Annotated in this window: 12 protein-coding genes; all 12 read right to left on the bottom strand. The window is 58.2% G+C overall.

The window, feature by feature from the left end; translation table 11 throughout:
- Positions 1–23 precede the first annotated feature (23 nt).
- On the bottom strand, positions 24–3404 hold the full coding sequence (locus tag ACZ46I_RS07690; protein WP_464280428.1) for an ABC transporter permease: 3381 nt from the start codon (positions 3402–3404) through the stop codon (positions 24–26).
- A complete protein-coding gene (locus ACZ46I_RS07685) occupies positions 3401–4288 on the bottom strand; it encodes an ABC transporter ATP-binding protein (RefSeq protein ID WP_464280427.1) in 888 nt (295 codons plus the stop codon). The genes ACZ46I_RS07690 and ACZ46I_RS07685 overlap by 4 nt, the downstream gene beginning before the upstream one ends.
- 214 nt (positions 4289–4502) lie before the next feature.
- Positions 4503–6680: a TonB-dependent receptor gene (locus ACZ46I_RS07680; RefSeq protein ID WP_464280426.1), complete on the bottom strand. Its 2178-nt coding sequence runs from the start codon at positions 6678–6680 to the stop codon at positions 4503–4505.
- Between the two features lie 284 nt (positions 6681–6964).
- The gene (locus ACZ46I_RS07675) at positions 6965–7966 is read right to left on the bottom strand and encodes a helix-turn-helix transcriptional regulator (RefSeq protein WP_013506522.1); all 1002 of its coding nucleotides are present in this window, start codon (positions 7964–7966) and stop codon (positions 6965–6967) included.
- A 325-nt stretch (positions 7967–8291) separates the two neighbouring features.
- The gene (locus ACZ46I_RS07670) at positions 8292–9056 is read right to left on the bottom strand and encodes a DUF4198 domain-containing protein (protein ID WP_464280425.1); all 765 of its coding nucleotides are present in this window, start codon (positions 9054–9056) and stop codon (positions 8292–8294) included.
- Positions 9057–9069: 13 nt separating this feature from the next.
- Positions 9070–11151, bottom strand: coding sequence for a TonB-dependent siderophore receptor (locus ACZ46I_RS07665; protein WP_464280424.1), 2082 nt, complete (start codon positions 11149–11151; stop codon positions 9070–9072).
- A 608-nt stretch (positions 11152–11759) separates the two neighbouring features.
- Complete coding sequence (locus ACZ46I_RS07660; RefSeq protein WP_464280423.1) at positions 11760–13166, bottom strand: efflux transporter outer membrane subunit; 1407 nt, start codon at positions 13164–13166, stop codon at positions 11760–11762.
- 279 nt (positions 13167–13445) lie between these two features.
- Positions 13446–15383 (bottom strand): MacB family efflux pump subunit, encoded by a 1938-nt coding sequence (locus ACZ46I_RS07655; RefSeq protein ID WP_464280422.1) that lies wholly within the window; start codon positions 15381–15383, stop codon positions 13446–13448.
- Entirely contained in the window at positions 15383–16729 is a 1347-nt protein-coding gene (locus tag ACZ46I_RS07650) for an efflux RND transporter periplasmic adaptor subunit (protein WP_013506527.1), read from the bottom strand. The genes ACZ46I_RS07655 and ACZ46I_RS07650 overlap by 1 nt, the downstream gene beginning before the upstream one ends.
- Positions 16730–16792: 63 nt before the next feature.
- Complete coding sequence (locus ACZ46I_RS07645) at positions 16793–18541, bottom strand: PepSY-associated TM helix domain-containing protein (RefSeq protein WP_464280421.1); 1749 nt, start codon at positions 18539–18541, stop codon at positions 16793–16795.
- A gap of 88 nt (positions 18542–18629) precedes the next feature.
- Positions 18630–19268 carry a hypothetical protein gene (locus tag ACZ46I_RS07640; protein ID WP_464280420.1) on the bottom strand — a complete coding sequence of 213 codons (639 nt, stop codon included), beginning with the start codon at positions 19266–19268 and terminating at the stop codon, positions 18630–18632.
- Between the two features lie 64 nt (positions 19269–19332).
- Complete coding sequence (locus ACZ46I_RS07635) at positions 19333–21672, bottom strand: TonB-dependent receptor domain-containing protein (RefSeq protein ID WP_464280419.1); 2340 nt, start codon at positions 21670–21672, stop codon at positions 19333–19335.
- Between the last annotated feature and the right edge of the window lie 83 nt (positions 21673–21755).

Here is a 21755-nt window from a genome sequence, read left to right as displayed (position 1 = left end):
CAGACCTCCGGACAACAGCCGCATCAGCGACACTCCGGTGACGATGCGCGCCACAGATTATCAACGGGAGCCCGCTCATAGGCGAAGCGTCCATCCAGGTACAGGGCGTCACAGGCATCAGTGGCATGGCTCTCCAGGCCACTCACCGGTTCCCCCCGGAGCTTTCCGTCCCGGATCACATAGCGCCAGGGCTCCAGAGGCGTCTCTTCCGTCTGCCAGCCACCCGCATGCCATATCCAGCGCTCTCCGGTAATCTGAAGTTCACTGCCACCACCCAGGCGCACATCCGAAGCCAGCGGGGGACCAAGCAGCCGTTCCGCGCTGGACGCTCCCACCTTCGCCCGCAGTGCGCTGACCGCATCGCCCTGGCGTACATCTGCCAGCAGAGCGTTCAACTCACCGGAAGATTGAGTTACTACCAGATTCAGAAGCGTCAGCGGCGCATAGTCCACCGCCCAGCCCGATTCCGTCGGAGCACTCCGCAGCGTCGTCACCGGTATGGTGCTGGCTGCCAGGGAACGCGCCACCTGATCCGTGCCGTGAGAGAGCAGGGCCGACAGGGCACTGAGGCCATCTGCTTCCGCCACACATGCCAGGCCAAGGGCACCGGAGAGTCCGGGATTCAGCCACAGGGAACCCTCACCTTCGCGCACATCGCCGTCATCCAGAATCACCCGTTCCGCCAGGGCCCTGGCAATGGCCGAACGTCGCAGCCATCGCCCCACGCCACTCTCCTGGACATCCCAGTGGGGCGCTTCGGCCAGCAGCAGCCTCTCGCCCGACAGGCGGGTTTCGCCCAGTTCACGGGGCCACTGGAGAATGTGGGAAACTGGCGGAACGCGTCCCATGCGTTGACCAATACAGGCTCCCATGGCGTCAAGATCCTCGACCACCGACGCCGCCATGCCCCTGCGGCTGCGATCATGCAGCAGCGTTACCGCACCATGATCATGCGCCTCCAGACCAGCCACCCAGGCATCGGCAAAATCCAGCAGGCCATGGGTTGCTCCGCGCTGGACATGAACGATCTCCTGCCCACGGTGTACCTGCACCTCCCAACTCCAGTCACCCGCCGCAGCCGCGGCACCAGCGGCCAGCGTGGAGGCGTAGGGAGGCAGAACCACGGGGTTCGGCAGGCCAAAGTGCTCCCGTTCTGCGGGAGTACGCAGCACATGGTTGGCATCAAAGCCCAGCCGAGGCATCAGGTCCGGCGCGTGCAGCCAGTATGCATCGGCGACCAGCCAGGGTGGCCGATGCTCAGGGTCCCAGCCCCGCGCCGACAGTGTCCACTCCAGAGTCACCTGGCAACCCGTGGGAGGACAGTTCTCCAAAGGCACAGCCACATGGTGATGACGCACCTCGGCAACGACTTCGCGTCCCTCCACCATCGCTTTCTGAAAACGCAGCAGATCGGGCAGTGCAGCGTGCAGGTGTCCATTGTCGGAGCTGACCCCTTCCATGCGCCACTGCCCTGCAAGCTGCCGCTGCTGCGGATATACCTGCAGCAGCACATGCCCGCCAGCCACCGTGAAAGGAGCGGCCTGTCCAAGCCAGTGACGCTCCCAGGCGGCATCGTGGGCAAGCTCCGTGGCACGGCTCTCGTAATGACCCTGCGCCACATAGCGCTCAAACATCACCACACTGAACAGGGCCAGGCAGATTGTCGCCGCCAGGGCACCAATACCAGCCCGGCCACGCAGAGAGCGGCGAAATGTTTTCCAGCGCACTTTCCAGTGGTCATCGGTGCCCCGTACGACCAGCATGGCACTCAGGGCCAGCAGCAGGGCTGCCAGAGCCAGTTTGAAACCGCCGCTGACCAGCAGTTTCTCCATCCAGGGGCCAAGTCCCGTCAGCCCGGAAATATGCACGGGTATCTGCAATCCTATTTCCAGGGGTGGATAGGTCACCAGGTGGGCCTCATGGTTCACGATCATGATAAACACCGCCAGGATAGAGGCGGCATAGGCCGGCCCCGGACGGCGGATCAGAATGTGCAGTAACAGGGTGAACGCGCAGATTTCCAGTAACGCGGGCAGAAGCACGAAGAACTGGTGCGCAAAGGGAAAGACCAGGCGCACACTTTCCGGTGCCACGAACAACGCCGTGAGAAGGCTGGCCAGAGCCGGAACCATGACCAGGACCAGGGCAATGCCTGCCATACCGGCAACCAGTCCGGCCAGGCGCACAGAGTTCGGCGCCGGTGCCGCGTCCAGCATCTGCTCAATACCACCCCGGCCATCCCGGCGGATGGCGAGGCCCACCAGGCCAGCCAGCATAAACACGATGATGAGATAGAAATTTTTGGAGAGCAGAGGGGTGACCAGCTCGGGGCGAGGCACCATGGGACCGTAGGCGTGCTGCACGCCATGGACAAACCCTGCCGCAAACCCCAGCAGCACCAGCATGCCCAGGGTCAGCCACATCCAGCGACGGTTGAGCACCTGGCGCACCTGCCACCAGGATTCACTGGCTGCGGCACGGCTCCACGAAACCGCCCCGGCGACAGGCCCCGGCAACACCTGTGGCCCTGGCCCCAGCTCATTACCCGACGCAACCGCCATGACTGCGCGTCCGCGCTCCAGCACCAGCCACTCCCGGCGGACGCGCAGCAGGGAAACCGCCAGCAGCAGTGGTGGCAGACCGCACCAGATCAGACGATTCCAGATCAGGCCAGGGGTCAGGGCCAGCAGAGCCGTGCTTTTCTGGTGGGGTGTCCAGTTGTCGACAACCTGATACTCCGTCTCGGCAAAGCCGGAAGGATCGAGAATCGCAAAATAAAAGGGATCCACATACCCGTCCTTGAGGATGATCATGGAGACCATCCAGAAACCCATCAGGGCAGCCGCCACCGCGAAAGGCGCGCCGAGACTGCGGCCGCGCAGGGCGGCCACGAAATACAGAGAACCGCTTCCCAGGGCCAGGGGAATAATAAACAGCAGCATTCCCCAACCAAAGGCAAGCCAGGGGGTCGGAGCAAAGGAATTCTCCGGCACAGCGCCCATCCACTCCAGAACGGGTGCAATGGCAAAGCCGACAACCTGGGAACTGCCAATCACAATGGCAACAGCCAGGGCTCCCACAAAGCGCGCCCCCAGCAGCTGGCGCAGGGAAACAGGAGAAGCCAGCACCACCTCATGCAGGCCAGCGGCCTGATCACGCAGAATGGGCTGAGCGAACACCCAGGCCCAGATAAAGAAGAGGAAAAACGACATCCCCGAAGACATGAGATAGACCAGAGCCGGCGCATTGCGGGGTACGTCCACCGCCCCCATATCGCGCAGATAATCCGCGTTACTGAGCACCAGCAGGAGATACCCCACCAGCACCAGATAGACCAGAATCACGACACCGCTGCTCATGCCAAAGCGAAATTCATGCCAGGCTTCCTTCAGAAAGAACTTCATTCCTCTGCCCCCGTCAGACCTGCCTGGGCCAGCGCCAGGTGGTAGACATCTTCCAGACAGGCGGTGTGACGCCGGAAGCCCTTCCCCGGCGAAGCCTCTGCCTGCACCACAGCCAGAGTGCCATCGGGTACCGCACTGTAATGGAGGGCTTCGGGTAATTCGTCGCCCCGTGGCACCACCCGTGACCACAGGCGATTTTCCAGACTGCTGATCAGTTCAGAAGGCGAGCCCTCCATCAGGATGCGGCCGTGGGCCAGAATGGCCAGGCGACCGCACAGGCTCTCCACATCCTCCACGATATGGGTTGAAAGCAGAACCACCGCATCGGCCGCCACATCAGCCAGAACCCGGTGGAAGCGATTGCGCTCGGCCGGATCAAGCCCAGCAGTGGGTTCATCCACTATCAGCAGGCGCGGCGAACCGATCAGGGCCATGGCAATACCGAAGCGGCGCAGCATGCCACCGGAATAGGTGGAGACAGCGCGATGGGCAGCTTCGTTAAGATTCACCCGCTCCAGGAGGATACTCACCTCAGCCTGACGCTCCCGGCGATCCGTGCGACCCTTAAGCCAGGCAAATCGAGTCAGCAGGTCACGCCCGCTGACACCAGGATAGGCCCCGATATGCTGGGGCAGATACCCGAGCCGCTTTCGCAGGTGATCAGGCTGCGCCAGCACATCTATTTCATCCAGATAAATCTCACCCGCATCCGGGGCCTGCAGGGTCGCCAGTGTCCGCATAAGGGTGCTCTTGCCCGCCCCGTTGGGGCCCAGCAGTCCATACAGGCCGGGCCCCACTTCGAGATCCACGCCATCAAGGGCGCAGACACCGTTGGCGTAGGTTTTTTTCAGCCCCTGTACTCTCAGACTCGTCTCTTTTCGCATCGTAATGTGCTCCTGCGGGAAGGCTTCCCGCGATATTTTTTCAGCCGATATCTTCGGACACCGGCAGTGCCTGGGGTGACAGTATTGTCCCTCCGGCATGGTTTTCAGGGTGCTCTGCCCGGCTGATGTACTCAGCCGGGCAGAGCGGAAAAGGAGTGAAGAAAGGAAAGAGTATGCCTAACACAGCCTCAGGATGAGGACCGTGGGAGGACCATCAGAAAATATAGCGCGCTCCGACGCCAAAGGTGCGGGGGTCGCCGTAGGCAATAACGCGCATACCCGAGTACATGCTGATATATTTTTCATCGGTAAGGTTACGTCCGTAAAGATAGAAGTCCCAGTCAGCAACCCGATACCCGAACTTCGCATCTGCGAGGGTATAGGCGTCCTGTTTCGGAAATGGCTCAAGGGCAGTTGCATCATCGTAGAAGTAATGTCTGCCTGTGCTGGACACATCAATACGCCCATAGAACCCGTGAGGATGTGTATAGGCAACGCCTGCCCTTACACTGTGTGCAGGGGTCTGCTCAATGGTCTGCCCGTCAAAATTGCCACCACCCCAGTCATAATCGCGATATTTTGCCTTCACGAGCCCCACTGAAGAGTTCATCTCCAGCCCATGCACAGGGCGGAAGGTCACCTCGACTTCTGCACCCTGAGAGTAGGCTTTTTTTGCATTATCCGTGACGTACATCGCGCCGATGGATTTAGATATATGGATATCTTCTATATCCATATAAAATAACGATGCCGCAATGGAGCCCTGCCCGAAGTTTCCCTTCACGCCCAACTCATAGTTTGTAGAGGTCTGAGGTTCAAATCGATTATCATCGGCGCTGCCTGCCATGGCGAAATAGTTAAACCCTCCAGGCATATACCCCTTTGACCACAGCGCATATGTGTTCCATGCATCCGCAAACTGCCAGGATATGGCTGCCTTCGGCAGAAATGCGTTCCAGGTCTTTTCCGCCTCCAGCTCATACATGGCTGGACCTGGCACGCCCACGGGCAAGTAGTACATGGAGAGGTCAATTTCTTTTGTAATACGCTGGTAACGTCCACCAAAGGTCAACTCAAACTGTTCTGCAAAAGGGATAATTACCTGACCAAAGGCAGCAAGAGTGTCTGAATCGGTTCGTGAGACGGCACTCATCTCCGAGTTTCCAAGGTATGCGTAACTTACCGGGTCAAAATCGGGGAATTGCATGCCCATACGCCCTTGTTTGTGACGCTCGGCTTCAAAATAGAAACCACCCACCCAACGCAAACCCTGTCCAGCGTTGCTTGACAAGCGCAATTCCTGAGTCCAGCTGTCCACATCAAAATCACTGAACTGAACCAGACCTGCGTATAGCGGATCATTGCCAAAATCCGAGTCGTACTCACCATTGAACTGAACCGTTTTATTGGTCGTCACCGCATTCAGGGACACGGCATCAAATTCATAGGTCAAACCCATGCTTTGGGCATTACTTTCCGTGACCTGTTTGGTCGGCATATCCACTTCCTGTTTCTTGGCATCATCTCTGGAAAAATCGCCAATAACAGCGCTGCCGGGTATGCCGATACCATTGATCCCATACTGCTGCGTGTATTCATTCGTCAACGAAAGCCTCGCGGTGAAACGATCAGTAGGAGTCATGGTCAGGTTAAGGTTCAGTCGCCGATCATTTTCCTTATTGAAATCACTGTCCATGCCGGCGGCTGTATTTTCGATCCATCCGTCATCCTGCCGGTACTGGACATTCAAGCCCAGAAAAAGCCTGTCATCGATCAGCGCACCCCCTGCGTTCAGGGCGCTTCGCATTGAGTTGAAACTGCCGTATTCGGTCTCCACCTTCCCTTGCCAGGTATTTGATGGTCTTTTGGTCACAATATTGATGACCCCGCCAATGGCATCTTTACCGTAAAGAGTACCTTGAGGCCCCCGCAGCACTTCGACCCGCTCGGCATTCATGAGCGACGCATCAAACCCTTCGATCCCACTGTGAGCAACCCCATCAATATAGATCACCACAGGATTGTTGTTCGTGAATATAGAGGGATTCAGGCCCCGAAAATTTACCGCACTGGCCATCGGACCTGAGCTGGCCTTCATATTCGGAATCTCCCTGATAACGTCAGCCACGGATTTGATGCCTTTATCCTCAAGCATTATCTCGTTGATAACAGTAATGCTCTGAGGGACATCAATGATGTCCTCTTCAATTTTATTGGCCGTCACCGTGATAGTCTGCAGGACGCTTACCTGCCCGGACGCTTCAGCATCCCCTTCGTTCGCCCAGGCAGCCCCTCCACTGAACCACACTACCAGTGCCAGAACCATGGGGATCTGGCCCCATTTTCCGCTCCGCAATTGATTCGCACACCACACCTGCACATCATGTCTCATCCACAACCTCCATGAAGTCTCCGGGAAGAAAATACGTTACAGCTAACTCTTTTCCCACAGCTCATAGAAGTCTGCTACTCGACACGGGAAAACGACTGCTCCAATCGGGAAACCTTTCAGCCTGCGACGGCAATGTCCTTCCATTCCGACTCTCTATGACAGCGGAAAAAGAATACAGGGAAGTGAAAGAGCATGGATGAGTGATCTACTCAAGGCATTACCAGGAGAGGAAAACGGGGGAGGGGGAACCTGAACTCTCATTAGACACAGAGCAGGGAAGAGCGCTACCTGATGCAGTTGGAGGGAAGCCGGCCATGGAACTGTCTGAAGGCACCGCTGAAATGCCCCGGACAGGAGTATCCCACCATCAGGGCCACCTCCAGCACCGAGTGCTCACCGGTCTCCAGCAATTCCAGGGCCTTCTGCATGCGCAGCTTGCGCACATACTCGCCAATGGTCATGCCAAGGCGCTGGCGGAAGCCGGTTTTCAGGTAACATTCATTGAGGGCAACCCGGCGGGCAAGGGCCGCGATGGTTGGCGGATCAACCCATTCGCTGCACAGGATATCCACCGCCTCGTCAATGGCGACACTGCGACGACTGCCACCACAGTGACGGCGGGTTTCTTCCGCAGAGATATCAAGCCCCAGAAAGACGGCCAGGATATCCAGAGCCTGGGACTCAAGACGCAATTCGTCACAAACATCACTGCAGGATTGTGCAAGCAGACGAGTGGCCAACCGGCTGATGGTCGGACGATGGTGTGTCAGGCGCATGCAGACGGCAGGATCACGGGAAAGCAAGGCGTCCAGGTTGCGACTGAAACGCTGCGGAAGTTGCTCACGCCATTGATCAAGCACATGAACAGGTATATCCAGTGAGAGCCCGCGCATGGTAGTGTGAGGCTGGTGGCGGTAACGGACTTCCTCAACACGGCCACTGCACAGCCACAGGTCACCAGCCTGCACCTGTTCTGAGAGCCCAAGCTCGGGGATACCCAGCTGAAAGCCGCCACAGAGCAGCATATTAAAACCAAGGTTGCAGCTGAAATTTGGATAGCTGTACTCATGAGGAGAGTGGATGACGCAATCACAACGCCCAAGGGAAATCCCATCACGCAGCTCACGTATATCCATCCAGCCACGCCCGACTTGGGGCGATACGCCAGCGCGCAGACAGGTACCCCGAGACTCCCGTCGATCGTGCTGCACCACAAAAAAACCCCGATCTTCGTAGAGTGTTCGGCATTGGTCCAGAATCGTCACATCCGGCGGGTCTTTTTCCACAACGGCCCTCCTGTACTCAGGGTTCATCGAAGTCCGCACGTATTCACGCTGACATGGGGTGCTGACAGCATCAGCCTCCACAGAACATCCCGAAGTGGTGGCGCACTGCCAGCACCCCATGACACCATCGACTTTACTCTTACCGCGATAAAGCTAAAGAGGCAACACAAAAATAGCAGCAACTAAGTTCAACTTCACCCTTCCCGGAATATCCCGGTACCGCAAGTACACTGAAAAGCCTCGAATCCCAGGCGCACATGAAACCAGAAATGCCCCGCCGCTCAACACGAGTCGGTGGGGCATCTGGGCTCAGATTCGATGGCAATCAGTGGATACTGAAGGTAAGGGTGGCGGCGTAGGTATGATAATCACAGACCCGCTTATCGGGATAATCCTCTTTATGGCTGACTTTGATGAGAAATTCTCCGGCACTCCCCGGGACAAGAGCCAACCGGCCCGACGGATCGGCTTTGATTTTACGGGATTCCAGTTCGCCTTCACCCTTGCGAAAGAAGATTTCGGCTTCCGCTGCCGCCAGGGGCTCGCCATTGAAGAGGACCACAATCTCAATGGACTGGTCAGAGCTATACGGAACGGCGGTATGGGGTATCAGTTCAAGCTGGTGCCCTACGGGAGAGGTCATCTGCGTTTCATCCAGCACGGCATCGCCCGCAATCAGCAGTCGCTTGCCGAACATCTGGGCCTGTGAGCAGTAAAGAGCGCCCAGTACATCACGTTTTGTGGCCTGACGCCATCCAGCCGGGTTTCGCGTCCAGTAGGTCGGGCGATAGGTGGCAGCCACATAGTAGGTTCCCGGCGCCACACCCTCAGGGAGCACGTAGCGATAGTTTTCCCCTTCCTGAATCATCTCCACGCTTTCCCCACTGCCGAAAACCTTCATGGGCGGGAAAATATGGACCCGGTCCTCCGCGATGGCCTCAGCCACGGGGAAGTCGTGACCATAGCCCAGTTCCGCCGTGAGTGATGTGCCGGACTCGCTGGCATTGACCCACAGATCATGGGCACAGACTCCGGTAGCAAGCAGGCCCGCCAGCAGTACGGGTGCCGTAAATGTGTTCAGCAGACGCATAAGAACTCCTTATTCAAAATTGGTAGGTTAGCTGGAGGGTATAGTTACGCGGCGCTCCCGGGGTAACCCAGTGCTCCCAGTAGGAGGCCGTGTAATACTCCTTGTCCAGGAGGTTGTCGATGATAAAGGCGACTTCCATATCAGGTCGCGGTTTATAGGCGGCGCGAACGTGCACCGTGGAATACGAGGGCAGAGTAAAGTCGGTATTGCTCTGGTTGCCCACCCGCGAATCCACATACACAATACCACCGCCGATGCTGGCATCCCTGTCGGCCAGTTTCCATCCGTAATTGGTCAGCAGACTGGCCTGATTGCGGGGCACATTATTCAGGCGGGTATCCTGGCTGAAGGTAACCCCGTCAGCCACTATATGGGCATCGGTATAGCTGTAGCTGAAGCTGGCACTGAGGCTTTCGGTGATTTTCCCGTTCACATCCAGCTCAATTCCCCTGCTTCTGACCTCGCCGGCGGCCACCGAGAAGGCGGCGTCAACGGGGTCGCGGGTAAGCACGTTCTCTTTGGTAATCTGAAAGAGACTGGCGTCCAGGGAGAGTCCACCGGGCAGTGTGGTCTTCAGGCCAATGTCGTAGGAAGTGGAGGTTTCGGGATCAAACTGGTCACCATGACGATCCGCACCAGAGTTGGGATTGAATGCCCGTGATGCATTGGCAAAAACCGTCACCAGGGAGGTGAGATCGTGACTGACACCGACTCGCGGATTGACGGCATTGTCCCTTTGGGATGCCTTCACCCCCGTCTGGAGATTTTTCGTCTCCTGCTCAAAGCGGTCGAAGCGTCCGCCCACCAGCACACGGGTCGCATAGTTCACATGAATGAGATCCTGCACGTAGAAGGCAAGGGTATCCTCAGCATCCTCGCGCTGATTGGTCCGCGAATCGTCGAAGGGTATGGGCCCGCTTCCGTAAACCGGATTGTAAATATTGAACGCGTAGGGATCAGACGCGTTGGCCTGCGTGCGGGCACTGCGCCGCATGAGAAAGTCCTGTTCGTATCGGCTCAGCTCGGCCCCCAGCAGCAGGTCATGGCGCAGTCCGGAAAGCTCCACACTGCCACGGATCTCCGCTGAAGCCACCAGATCATCGCTCTCATAATCGCGGTGACGCCGTTCGCGAATCAGGTAGCCATCGCTTTGGCCCATGGCCTCAGTGGAATCGCCCTTCATCGTGCTGTGCATATGGGCCAGAGTCAGTTGGCTGGACCAGTTCTCGCTGAGATCAGTCTGAAAACGCAGACGATTTGCCTGGGTCCTGAGAGTGATGTCGCCATCATCGGGCTCATTGAGAAAGCGCGTCACCGGTACCACACCGAGCCTGTTATCCACCGCCATGACCCCACGGTCAAGGGGGCGCTTCTGTTGGGAAAATTCGCCATCATAGTGCACGCGCGCGTTGTCGGAAAGAATCCATGAGAAAGCTGGTGCCACCACAAAGCGATTTTCACTGACATGATCCCGGAAGGTATCGCCATCCTCAACCGCCACACTGATCCGGCCGGCGATGGAATCACTCAGAGGCCCAGTGTAATCGAAGGTCGCCCGATGGGGCTTGTCACTGGAGGCAGCCAGCGTTACCTCGCCGGATGGTTCGAAGCTGGGGCGCTTGGTCACAATATTCACCGCTCCACCGGGATCAGCTCTGCCGATCAATGCCGAAGACGACCCCCGCAGAATTTCAATACGCTCAAGGTTGACAGCATCCTGCTTGCCTGTATACCCGCGGTTAGCCCGTACACCATCCCGCAGAAAAACCGGCCCCCGGTTGATATCACCTTCGAAACCCCGGATGGAATAGTTGTCCCACATTCCGCCGAAATCGTTTTGAGAAGACACCCCGCTGACAAAGGGCAAAGCATCGCCCATGCGCGTGGCACCCAGGTGTTCAAGCATCTGTGGCGTCACGATAGTCACCGCCTGGGGCACCAGTGTCGGATCAATGGGCATGCCGGTTGCCCCACTCACTTCACTGGCCCGGTATCCGGTACTTTCATGCGCCGTTCCGGTAACGCGCACAGGCTCAAGCTGTACTGATACCTTGGGATCATCCGCCTGTGCCGCCGTCACGGCAAGCAATGCCACTGCGAAGCCTGCCCTCCAACCTTCCAAGAACCTTCTTAACATAACCACTCCTCATGAAATACGACGAAACTCACTCCAAGTGGCACAATTTACATATTCGTAACACGATCGTCAAGACCCAATTCTGACTGGAATGAGCAACGACAGAGCGGAACTCTGCTGTAAGTACGGTGCGAGATCATCATCTACGAGGAGGTGAGGAAGTGTTCAACTGCAGGAAGGTGGGCGTGGGGAAGCGCTTTTCAGTACCTCGACGGTGTATATGTCAGCAGATGGATCAATGCTGACCTGAAAGTTCATGATAGTCTCACAATAGAGGACATAGAAACCACCCGAGTCGCCATCATGAAAGCCATAGGGGGAAACTCAGGTTTTGCACCCCCGAAATAGCGGGTTCTCGGCGTTTCTCCTTATGGCATGCAGAAATGACACTCTGACGTGTTTCGTGGCAGTCGTGGAAAAATGTCGGGATTTATGGCTACGTCCTGAGTGCTTTTCTCCCTACTGTAAATAATCATACTGCGATAGCGGCAGTATTCCCTCGGCCACACTGGGCAAGGCACTCCACACCGCTATCGCAGTACAAGCATCTCAGTTCAAAACGCTTCTCACATCCCGGCGTATTGCCACCCACCCCCCAGAACTTTATACAGCTCAAGCGCGCCATTCAGGCGGGTCAGCTGCAGCTGCACCATCTGATCCTGGGCACTGAAGAGGCTGCGCTGGGCATCCAGCACGCTGAGCAGGTCATCGGCTCCTTCGCGGTAGCGCAGTTCCGCCAGCTGCAGGCTCCTTCTGGTTTCCGCCAGGATGTCTGTCTGCAGCTGTTCCTGCTGTGTGCTGAAGTGGACCGTGTTCAGGGCGTCCTCCACTTCCTTGAGGGCGGTCAGAATGGCCTTGCGGTAGGTTTCCAACAGCTCGCGCTGGCGGGATTCGGCACTGGCAATCTGACTCTGGCGGCGCCCGCCATCAAAGATGCTCTGGGTGATGGAGGCACCCAGGCTCAGGGTGCTGGTAGGGCTTGAGAGGGAGAGAAGCCCGCTGCTGGCGGCTCCCGCCGAAGCCGACAGGGAGACTGAGGGGAAGAGGGCAGTACGAGCCGCCACAATGCTGGCGTCGGCGGCAACGAGCTGGGCTTCGGCCCGCGCCAGATCGGGTCGCCGCAAGAGCAGGTCTGAAGGCATTCCGGGGTCGACGGTGGGAACGCGCAACTGGCTGAAGGGCTCAGGGTTGATGGCAAATTCCTGGGGCGCAACGCCCAGGAGAATGGCCAGGGCCGAGCGGGTCTGGCGCTGCTGCTGTTCCAGGCTCAGCAGGGTGGAGCGCTGGCTGAGCACAGTGGACTGCTGACGGGCCAGGTCAAGCGCAGAGGCGGTGCCGTGGCGCTGGCGCGCCTCGACGATGCCCAGCACCCGTTCACTGATGGCGAGATTTTCGCGGGAATAGGCCAGGCGTTCCTCCAGGGCCAGCAGCTGAAAATAGCCGCTGGCTACGCCGGCGATCAGGCTCAGGCGCACACTTTCATAGTCAAAGTGGCTGGCCGCGAGATTGGCTTCGGAGGCCCGCACATCCGCCGCAATGCGTCCCCACACATCCACTTCGTAGCTGGCTCCCAGGGAGAGGTTGGTGGATTCGCTGCTGGTGCTGCTGCCACCGGAAACGCTGCGGCGTTGGGCGGATGTTCCGCCACTGAGGTTCACGGCGGGAAAGAGGGAAGAGCCCGTGCTGCGCAGCTGAGCTTCTGCCTGAATCACTCTTTCCACCGCGCCGGCAAGGTCGGGACTGCCTTCCATGCCCATGAGCACCAGCTCCTCAAGACGCGGGGAGCCAAAACGCTGCCACCAGTCGCCTTCGGGTACCTGGGCTTCAGTGGGCAGCTGGGCCTGCCAGGCTTCGGGCAGCACGGGTTCAGGACGCGTGGGAGGGGCAAACTGGCTGGCACAGCCACTGAGGACAATACAGCAGCAGCCGATGAACAGCCGCTGCAGAGGCCATATGGGAAACGGTATTTTCATAGAACACTTCCATTCAGGCCCTTATCAAGGCCGTAAATCTGCATTGCAATGCGATTGCACAAGACAAAAACCGAGTTCACACCATGGGAATCAAGCCGCCAAGAGGGGAGGCCTTTATAGTAAAGAGGATAAACCACGGAATACACGGAAAGTCCGGACAAACAGCCAGGAGTGGGAAAGAGTTTTTTGGAAAAAAAATATCCTCTCGTTCCGTGTTCTCCGTGTTTTCCGTGCCTTCCGTGGTTTCTTTCTTCTGCCTTACCCCTTATATCTTTTGCCTCATTCCGACGCCAGCGCCACCACCGGGTCCAGCCGCGCCGCTTTGCGGGCGGGCAGATAGCCGAACACCAGCCCCGTGGCAAAGGCGCAGCCAAAGGCCAGCACCACCGGGGTCAGAGAGTAGTGGATGGCGGTTCCCAGGGAACCGACGATGGCGGCAACGCTGAGGCCCACCGCCACACCGATCAGCCCGCCCATGGCGGAGACCACCAGCGCTTCAATGAGAAACTGCTGGAGAATATTGCGCATGCGCGCTCCAGTGGCCATGCGGATGCCGATTTCACGGGTGCGTTCGGTGACGCTGACCAGCATGATGTTCATGACGCCAATGCCACCCACCAGCAGGGAGATGGCGGCGATGGAACCCAGCAGGATGGTCATGGTGTTCTGGGTTTCGGTCACATTGTCAATCAGGGCGGCCATATTGCGGATCTGGAAATCTTCCACACCGCCGTGCCGCATGAGCAACAGGGTGTGCACCTCTTCCTGGGTCTGGTCAATCTGCCGTACGTCCTCGACGGCAATAATCATATTGCGCAGGAAGCGCTGTCCGGTCAGGCGCAGGCTGCTGGTGGTAAAGGGCACCAGGACCACATCATCCTGATCCTGCCCCCCCAGTCCGGCGCCCCGTTCGTCCATGATGCCGATTATCTGAAAGGGAATATTGTTGATGAGAATAAATTGTCCCAGGGCATCACCAGAGGGAAAGAGCGCACTGGAAACCGTTTGACCCACGACGGCCACGGTGGCGTAGCTGCGTTCATCGTCAGCGCTGAAGAAGGTTCCCTCCGCCGGATGCCAGGCCCGCGCCACGGGGAAATCGGCAGAAGTGCCGTTGACTTCGGTGCGATGGTCAAAGTTGCCAAAGCGCACCGTAACCGAGCTGCTCTGCTCCGGCACAGCTGCCAGCACATTGGAGAGCTCCCGCACGGCCACCACGTCATCGGGCACCAGGGTGGCAATTCCACCCCGCCCCCGCATATTGGGGGCTCCCGGCCGCACCGTCAGCAGGTTACTGCCCAGGGAGCTGATGCGCTCCACCACCTCCTGCTTGGCGCCATCGCCAATGGCCAGCATGGTGATAACCGATGCCACACCGATGACAATCCCCAGCAGAGTCAGGATCGTGCGGAAAATATTGCTGCGCAGGGCGCGTACCGCCGTGCGGGTCGCCTCCAGCAGCTCACCGAAGAAAGAGTCCTTCTGATGCTGAGCATCAAAACCCTCTTTTCCCGAAGACACTGGCTGCGGTCCGGGGTCGGAAAGGATATCTCCATCGCGGATCTCGATAACGCGGCTGGCGTGCTCAGCCACCTCCCGCTCATGGGTAATCAGAATGATCGTGTGGCCGCGGGCGGAGAGTTCGCGCAGCAGCCGCATGACTTCGGCACCACTCTTGCTGTCCAGGGCGCCCGTGGGTTCGTCGGCCAGAATGATACGACCGCCATTCATCAGGGCTCGAGCTATGGACACCCGCTGCTGCTGCCCACCGGAGAGCTGCCCCGGACGATGGGTCAGGCGATCTTCCAGGCCCAGCTCAGCCAGCAGGGCATGGGCACGTTCGCGTCGCATGGCAGGAATCATACCGGCATAGACCGCTGGCACCTCCACATTTTCCACCGCCGTAGCCACACTGATGAGGTTGTAGCTCTGGAAGACAAAACCGAACTCTTCCCGGCGCAGGCGAGCCAGTTCATCGCGCTCCAGATCCGAGACATCCTGTCCCATGAACAGGTACTGCCCTGAAGTGGGCCGATCCAGGCAACCAAGGATATTCATGAGTGTCGACTTGCCGGAACCGGAAGCGCCCATGATGGCCACAAATTCGCCGGGGTAGATTTTCAGGTCGACACCGTGGAGTACCTCCACGGAGAGCTCACCATTAAAATAGGTCTTGGTGACCTGCCGCAGTTCAATAAGGGGTTGGGATGCTGCCATCAGCGCACCCTGGGCATGCCCGTGCCCGGACCCCCAGCAGCCAGAGGGCTGCCGGCAGTCGCAGTGCGCGCCGCGCCGGAATTGCCCGCCTGGGCAACGCCCACGGCAACCCGTTCACCTTCCACCAGGCCGGAAAGCACCTGCGCCTGAATGCGGTTGCTGACTCCAACCTCAACTTCGCGGGGTTCCAGGGTGCCATCGGCCAGAACGACCTGAACGGTGGCGCGGGAAGTGGCACTGGCAGTAGCGGCTGCGCGACTGCGCTCACCGGATTCACCACCGGGCATGCGCGCGCGATCGCCCGATTCTGCCCCCGCAGGCCGTTCACGGCGCTGCGCGGTATTCGTGTTCGTTGCGGAGCTCATGCTCAGGGCTGCCACCGGCACCAGCAAAGCGTCGCGGGCCGAGGACACCACAAAGAAGACCTGGGCGGTCATCTGGGGCAGCAGTTCGCGATTGGCATTGGTGACATCGAACAGGGCATTATAGAGCACCACGTTGTTTTCCACGGTGGGTGTGGGTTCCACCCGGTGGAGCCTGCCGTACCAGCGCCGGCCCTGACTGCCCAAGGTGGTAAAGTACGCTTCCATATCCATGCGCAGTTTACTGACATCGGCTTCGGAAACCTGGGTCTGCACGGTCATGGTGGAAAGATCGGCAATGCGCAGAATGGTCGGCGCCTGCTGGCTGGCATTGATGGTCTGCCCCTGGCGCACGCTGACGGAAACCACCGTGCCGTCCATGGGAGCATAGATCATGGCGTAGTTGAGGCTGGCTTCATCGGAGCGCAGGGTCGATTCCGTCTGGTCGATCTGTGCCCTGAGCATTTCGATCTGAGCCCTGGCAGAAAGCAGCGATGCTTCGGCATTCTGAACATTTTCCTCGGTGGTGGCATCTTCCGCCAGCAGATTTTTCTGCCGCCGGTAATGGTTTTCCGCCAGGATCAGCTGCGCCTCGCGATCGCGTAGCTGGGCCAGCTGGTAACGCAGCTGGGCCCGCGTGGCATCCACTTTGGCCACAAAGAGCGTCGGGTCGATCTCCGCCAGCAGTTCACCCTGCTGCACCTGGGTGCCCACCTCCACATGGATCTTCTGCATCTGGCCCGACACCTGGGCTCCCACATCCACGTAATTGCGTGGCTGCAGGGTACCCGTGGCCGTTACCAGGTTTTCGATATTGCCTTTCTGGACCTGGGCAATGCTCCAGGCCTGCTGGCCTTTCTGGTTGCTGAACATATGCTGCCAGCTGAAATAGCCTGCCCCGGCCAGCAGCACAAGCCCTGGCAACACAAGAAACAGTGCGCGCCTTGAGGGACGCCATCGACGTGATTGCATTTCGCGATTCATGATTCCATCCTGTCCTGAAGATTCTTAAAGGCAGCACACACATCACACAAGTGCCTTTACGCATCAAACAAGGGCAGAACCTGCAACGGGAAAACTGGCCAGCTGCTGCTGCCAGCGGGCAATGGCCTCGGGATCACCGTTATCCACCTCTACCATGGGGTACAGGGACACGGCGCCGTGGTCACGCAGCCAGGCATCCAGTTCATGGCCAAATTTGCAGTACAGCTCGTACTGGCGGTCTCCAACCGCCAGCAGGGCATATTCAAAACCATTCAGGGCAAGATCTCCCTCCGCCATCAGCCGCACAAAGGGGCGGGCGCTGACCGGGGGCTCACCGTCACCGAATGTTGATACCAGAAACAGCGCGCGGGAATAACTGCCAAGATCGGAAGCGCTCAGGCTGCCAAGTTCCTTCACACTGATATTGTAACCGTGTTTCTGGAGTGCCGCCGCACTCTGCCACGCCAGGCTTTCACTATAGCCGGTCTGGCTGGCATAGGCAATCAGCAGCGGTTCGGCATTTTCGTCAGCATCTGCCTGCCGGGCCTCGGAAGCGATTGCCAGGGCGGCTTTTTTATGGCGACGGCGCTCAAAGTAGAGCATGAAACCAGTAATGGTGAACAATGGCATGAGGATACTGGCCACCATGAAGATGATCTTGCCCGGCAGGCCCCAGTAACTTCCCGCGTGCAGCGGCAGCATGCTGCCCATGAGACGGACATTGAGGGGCCGGTCGGCGTACCGGTCGTGCAGGGTGACTTCACCCGACACTGGGTGAATGGTCATACGATTATTGGCCCGCTCATGCTGCGGTCTGGCATCCTGATAGGTAACGCTGACCTCCTGGCCATTGCCCTGGGGAATACGCAGCTGAACCTGGCTGAAGTTGCCCTGGGAAGCTTCCTGAAACGACGTCCATACCACGCCCAGTTCGCGGGCGATGGCAGCGCTGGATGGCGCAGCAGATTCTCTTCCAGCGCCGCTGCCTCGCTCGCCGGATCGCCCTTCGGGCCGTGTCCGCTCGGAGCCTTCACCACCACGCTGGGCCGGTGCAACTCCTTCCGGTGTCGCTTCAGGTGCCGCCGGAGGAGGCATGACCCGGGCAGCCGGGCGCGGCACTCCGCTGATATCAAAAAGCATATTGCGATACCAGCCATAGGACCAGTACAGCCCGGTCAGTGACATAATCAGAAAGGGTATGAGTACCCAGGTTCCCAGCACCGCGTGCATATCCCAGACAAAGCCGCGTCCGCGACGCTTCAGGTCAAAGGTCAACCACACCTTCAGGCTTCTCACCTGGCGGGGCCAGCGCAGGTAGATCCCCGTAATGCTGAGCAGGATGCACAGCACCGTGGAGGCTCCCACGATCTGTTTGCCAAGGGTGCGGTTATGAAAAAATTCATCGGTCAGCAGCCAGCGGTGCAGGCGCATGGTCGCGGAGAAGAAGCTCTGCCCCTTCACCTCTCCCAGCAGTTCACCGGTGTAAGGATTGACATAACGCGTCTCACCCCGCCGCATCCTGGGATCAGCACTGGCCAGATTTACCGACGCCGAGCGATTGGCTCCGGTATGGAGCGTCAGGGAGTTGACGGTACGATCCGGGAACTCCCGCTGAAGCTTGCGCAGAAGCTCCGTTGGGTCGAGCTTTTCAGCACCTGCAGGAACCGTGACCGTCAGCACACCGGGATTCATGAGGCGTAGAATCTCCGACTGAAACGAAAGCATACCGCCGGTAACCCCGACGATAATCAGGATAACCCCGGCGGTAATGCCAAAGAACCAGTGAAGCTGAAACCAGATATTTCGAAACATCAATAAACTCCTTTATGGAAGAGAACGAACTCACGCGAACGTGTGCGTTCCTGGCGAACTGACGCCTTAAAAAGCCAGCGCCATCACTTCATGGATTGCTGAACGTGAGCGTCAGGCCGTAGCGGGTTCGGTCATAATGCTCACCCTCAGCGGTTTCGCCAGGCTGCTCATGGGTATGGGAAGCTCGCACCAGATACTGCCCCGCCTTGGGAGTGAGAATCTGCACCTGCCCCAGGGCATTGGTAGTCAGCTTCTGCTCCTGGCGATCCGGGTCGTAAACGGTAATCTCGGTGTCGGCCAGGGGACTGCCCTGAAACTGCAGGGCAAAGCGGTTTCCGTCGGGGACCATGGGCACGAGATCCAGATCCACCAGGGAGTTGGCCTGGGAGCGTCCGGCACGGGCCAGCGCCACTGCGCGGGTCACTTCCGTGCCGATACGGGCGCGGCGCAGTCCGGTTTCTTCCACCAGCGCCACATCGCCAGGAGCCTTGATGGTGATCTCGATATGATCGTCGCGGCGGTAACTGGCTCCCGCAATATCTGCGGGAAGAATCCCGGTGGCCTTGATATCGTCAAGCTTGTCACCGGTCTTTTCGTGAATACCGCGATGCCAGTAACCGAAGTAGGCCCTGGCGGAAGTTTCATCAGCACGTTCAAGCCAGATATAGTGAGCGCTGGCGGAACTTATCAGCACAGCGATCAAAAGCAATGTCAGCAGGGTACGCATGGGATCTCCTGAAAAGAGCCCTGCAGGCTCATGACGAACCTGCAGGGCGTGAAGTGGTCAGCGATTAAAAGACAACGTTCACGCCAACCCAGAAGTTGCGGGCTTTGTCTTTGTTGTTGTAGTCGTCGGTAAAGGTCGCACTGTAGGTACCGTCATTATTGTCGGTAAAGCTGGTCTGATAACTGGTGAAGTCTTCATCCAGCAGGTTATTGATGCGCGCGTTAATCGTGACAGCATCGCTCAGCTTAAAGGATGTCCCAAGATGCAACACTTCGTAGCTCTTATAGTAGCGAGCCTTATCCGCATCACTATCCCAGCCCCGGTAGCGATCAGACTCCGCCTGCATGGTCAGAAAGAGGTTAAGGCGCTGCGTGACGCCCCAGTCAAGGGTGGCATTCATCATATGCTCAGCGGTATTGTTGAGGGGACGACCCTTGTTAGCGCCACTCTTCTGCTCCGAGTCCGTATAGGTGTAGTTGGCGCGCAGAGAGAGATTGTGCAGAATCTGGTAGCGACCAGCCATTTCATACCCTCTGATCTCTACCTTATCGATATTGATGTTCTGACTGTACGTATCAAAGCCCAGTTGCTCATAAGCGCCCAGATTGACGCAGGGGCGTTGACCACCGGTGGCGGCACAAGTCTGGGTCGCTTCACCACGGGCGATCTTGTCTTTGAAGTCGTTCTGGAAGTAGGTGAAATTGAAACCGTGTCGATCAGGGTGGTTCCAGTACACCGCAACCTCTGTGTTAACACTGGTTTCGGGCTCAAGATCCGGATTTCCGGCCCAGGGGCTGGTGCCCTGTCCACCAAATCCGACAATACCATCGTAGAGATCAGTGGTTTTTGGTGTCTTATAGCCCGTGCTCACGCCACCCTTGAAGGTCCATTGGCTGTCCAGGGCATAGACCGCATAGAGGCGCGGTGAAACCTGGCTGCCGAACATATCGTGGTCGTCAAAACGCACACCACCAGTAATGGTCAGTGGATCAACGGGGCTCCAGTTGTCCTCGACGAACAGGGAGTACATTTTGTGCTCCTGGACGGCGCTGGTTTTATTGTCTTCCATGCCGAAAACCCCATCTTCAAGCTCCCCGTCAATCATCTGTCCACCCACTACCAGCATATGGTTCCCGGCCATATCGTAGAGGGGGATATCCAGACGCGCGTCCAGCGTGTACTGGCTGCTTTCCAGGGTGCGGCGCGGACGCGGCAGGAAGGTTTCTTCAGCCAATGCCCTGCGCTCTGCCTCTGTCATTCCCGCATAGGCACCGGTGCCATTATACATTTCCTGCAGTAACTGTCGCTCTGCCACCGTAAAGGGCATGCTGCGACCTTTGTTATTGGTGGCAATGTGGGAAAGCGCCACCATGCTGCGGCCAAAGTCCCACTGCCCTTCGTGGGCCAGGCTCCACTGGTCGCGGGTAAACTCCTGCTCACTGGAGTAGCCAACGCGGGGAGCCACCTGTCCCCCCTGCTGACGCCAGATGGAATCAATGCCATCCAGCGTTCCCAGAGGGTAGGAGACTGACTGGGTAGCTACGTTATAGGTGGGGGTATTGTCATAAACCTGCCTGGAGATGTCATAGTCAAAACTTATTCTCTGGCGATCGTCGGGAGTCCAGTCAAGGCTGAAGCCAAAGCTTTCATTGGCATTATTCACCGTCCTGCCACCACCACCAAAACCAAGACCACGGGTATGAAGCTCCCCTGCAGGGTCTCTTACCGGCGCGTATTCGGGATTTGAAGCCAGCCGATTATACATGCTGCCGCGAACAGACATGCCCAGAACGCCGGGAATCAACGGGCCCATGATGTTAAAATCGGTGGTGATATCATTGCCAAAGTCATCATTGGTCTGATAGGTGCGTCCGTGGGAAATAGAGCCACTCCAGGTGTCCATACCCTTACGGGTGATGATGTTGATAACCCCACCCATGGCGTCGGCACCATAGAGGGTTGAAGCCGGGCCGCGGATAATCTCAATGCGCTCAATGGCATCCAGAGGCGGAATATGATTGAACTGATTCCCACCGAAGTTGTTGGGATAGATATCCCCGTGGTTACTCTGACGACGGCCATTAATCAGGATCAGGGTATAATCCGAACCCATGCCCCGCATACTGATGGTACGCTGACCGGTTTTGTCCGACGTTTCACCCACATCCACACCTTCGACATCGCGCACCGCGTCAATCAGGGTGGTGTAAGGCCGCCGCATGAGTTCTTCACGGGTAATCACCGTGATACTGGCCGGAGCGTCAGTGATCTTCTGCTCAAAGCCGGCAGCGGTGACAACCATGGGAGCAAGCTCCTGGGCGTTTTCGGCTGCCTGGGCCACCAGACTGGCCGTCAGCATGGCCATGGCGCTGAAGCCAAGCGACGTGAGAGTTCCTTTCCTCATTCCTTCCTCCAAAAAAAAATTTCCGGACCTCTCACGGGTCTCTCTGTATGTGAACTCCGAATGGAGTTGCACGCAGAAGATGT

It is taken from the genome of Desulfurispirillum alkaliphilum, assembly GCF_055378285.1.
Note: the sequence above shows the minus strand (reverse complement) of the source record. Positions and strands in the feature narration are given on the sequence as shown.

Bases quoted from the DNA above. Each gene is read 5' to 3' on its own strand.
- ACZ46I_RS07690 (WP_464280428.1), bottom strand. From the start codon at position 3,404: ATGAAGTTCTTTCTGAAGGAAGCCTGGCATGAATTTCGCTTTGGCATG.
- ACZ46I_RS07685 (WP_464280427.1), bottom strand. From the start codon at position 4,288: ATGCGAAAAGAGACGAGTCTGAGAGTACAGGGGCTGAAAAAAACCTAC.
- ACZ46I_RS07680 (WP_464280426.1), bottom strand. From the start codon at position 6,680: ATGAGACATGATGTGCAGGTGTGGTGTGCGAATCAATTGCGGAGCGGA.
- ACZ46I_RS07670 (WP_464280425.1), bottom strand. From the start codon at position 9,056: ATGCGTCTGCTGAACACATTTACGGCACCCGTACTGCTGGCGGGCCTG.
- ACZ46I_RS07660 (WP_464280423.1), bottom strand. From the start codon at position 13,166: ATGAAAATACCGTTTCCCATATGGCCTCTGCAGCGGCTGTTCATCGGC.
- ACZ46I_RS07655 (WP_464280422.1), bottom strand. From the start codon at position 15,383: ATGGCAGCATCCCAACCCCTTATTGAACTGCGGCAGGTCACCAAGACC.
- ACZ46I_RS07650 (WP_013506527.1), bottom strand. From the start codon at position 16,729: ATGAATCGCGAAATGCAATCACGTCGATGGCGTCCCTCAAGGCGCGCA.
- ACZ46I_RS07645 (WP_464280421.1), bottom strand. From the start codon at position 18,541: ATGTTTCGAAATATCTGGTTTCAGCTTCACTGGTTCTTTGGCATTACC.
- ACZ46I_RS07640 (WP_464280420.1), bottom strand. From the start codon at position 19,268: ATGCGTACCCTGCTGACATTGCTTTTGATCGCTGTGCTGATAAGTTCC.
- ACZ46I_RS07635 (WP_464280419.1), bottom strand. From the start codon at position 21,672: ATGAGGAAAGGAACTCTCACGTCGCTTGGCTTCAGCGCCATGGCCATG.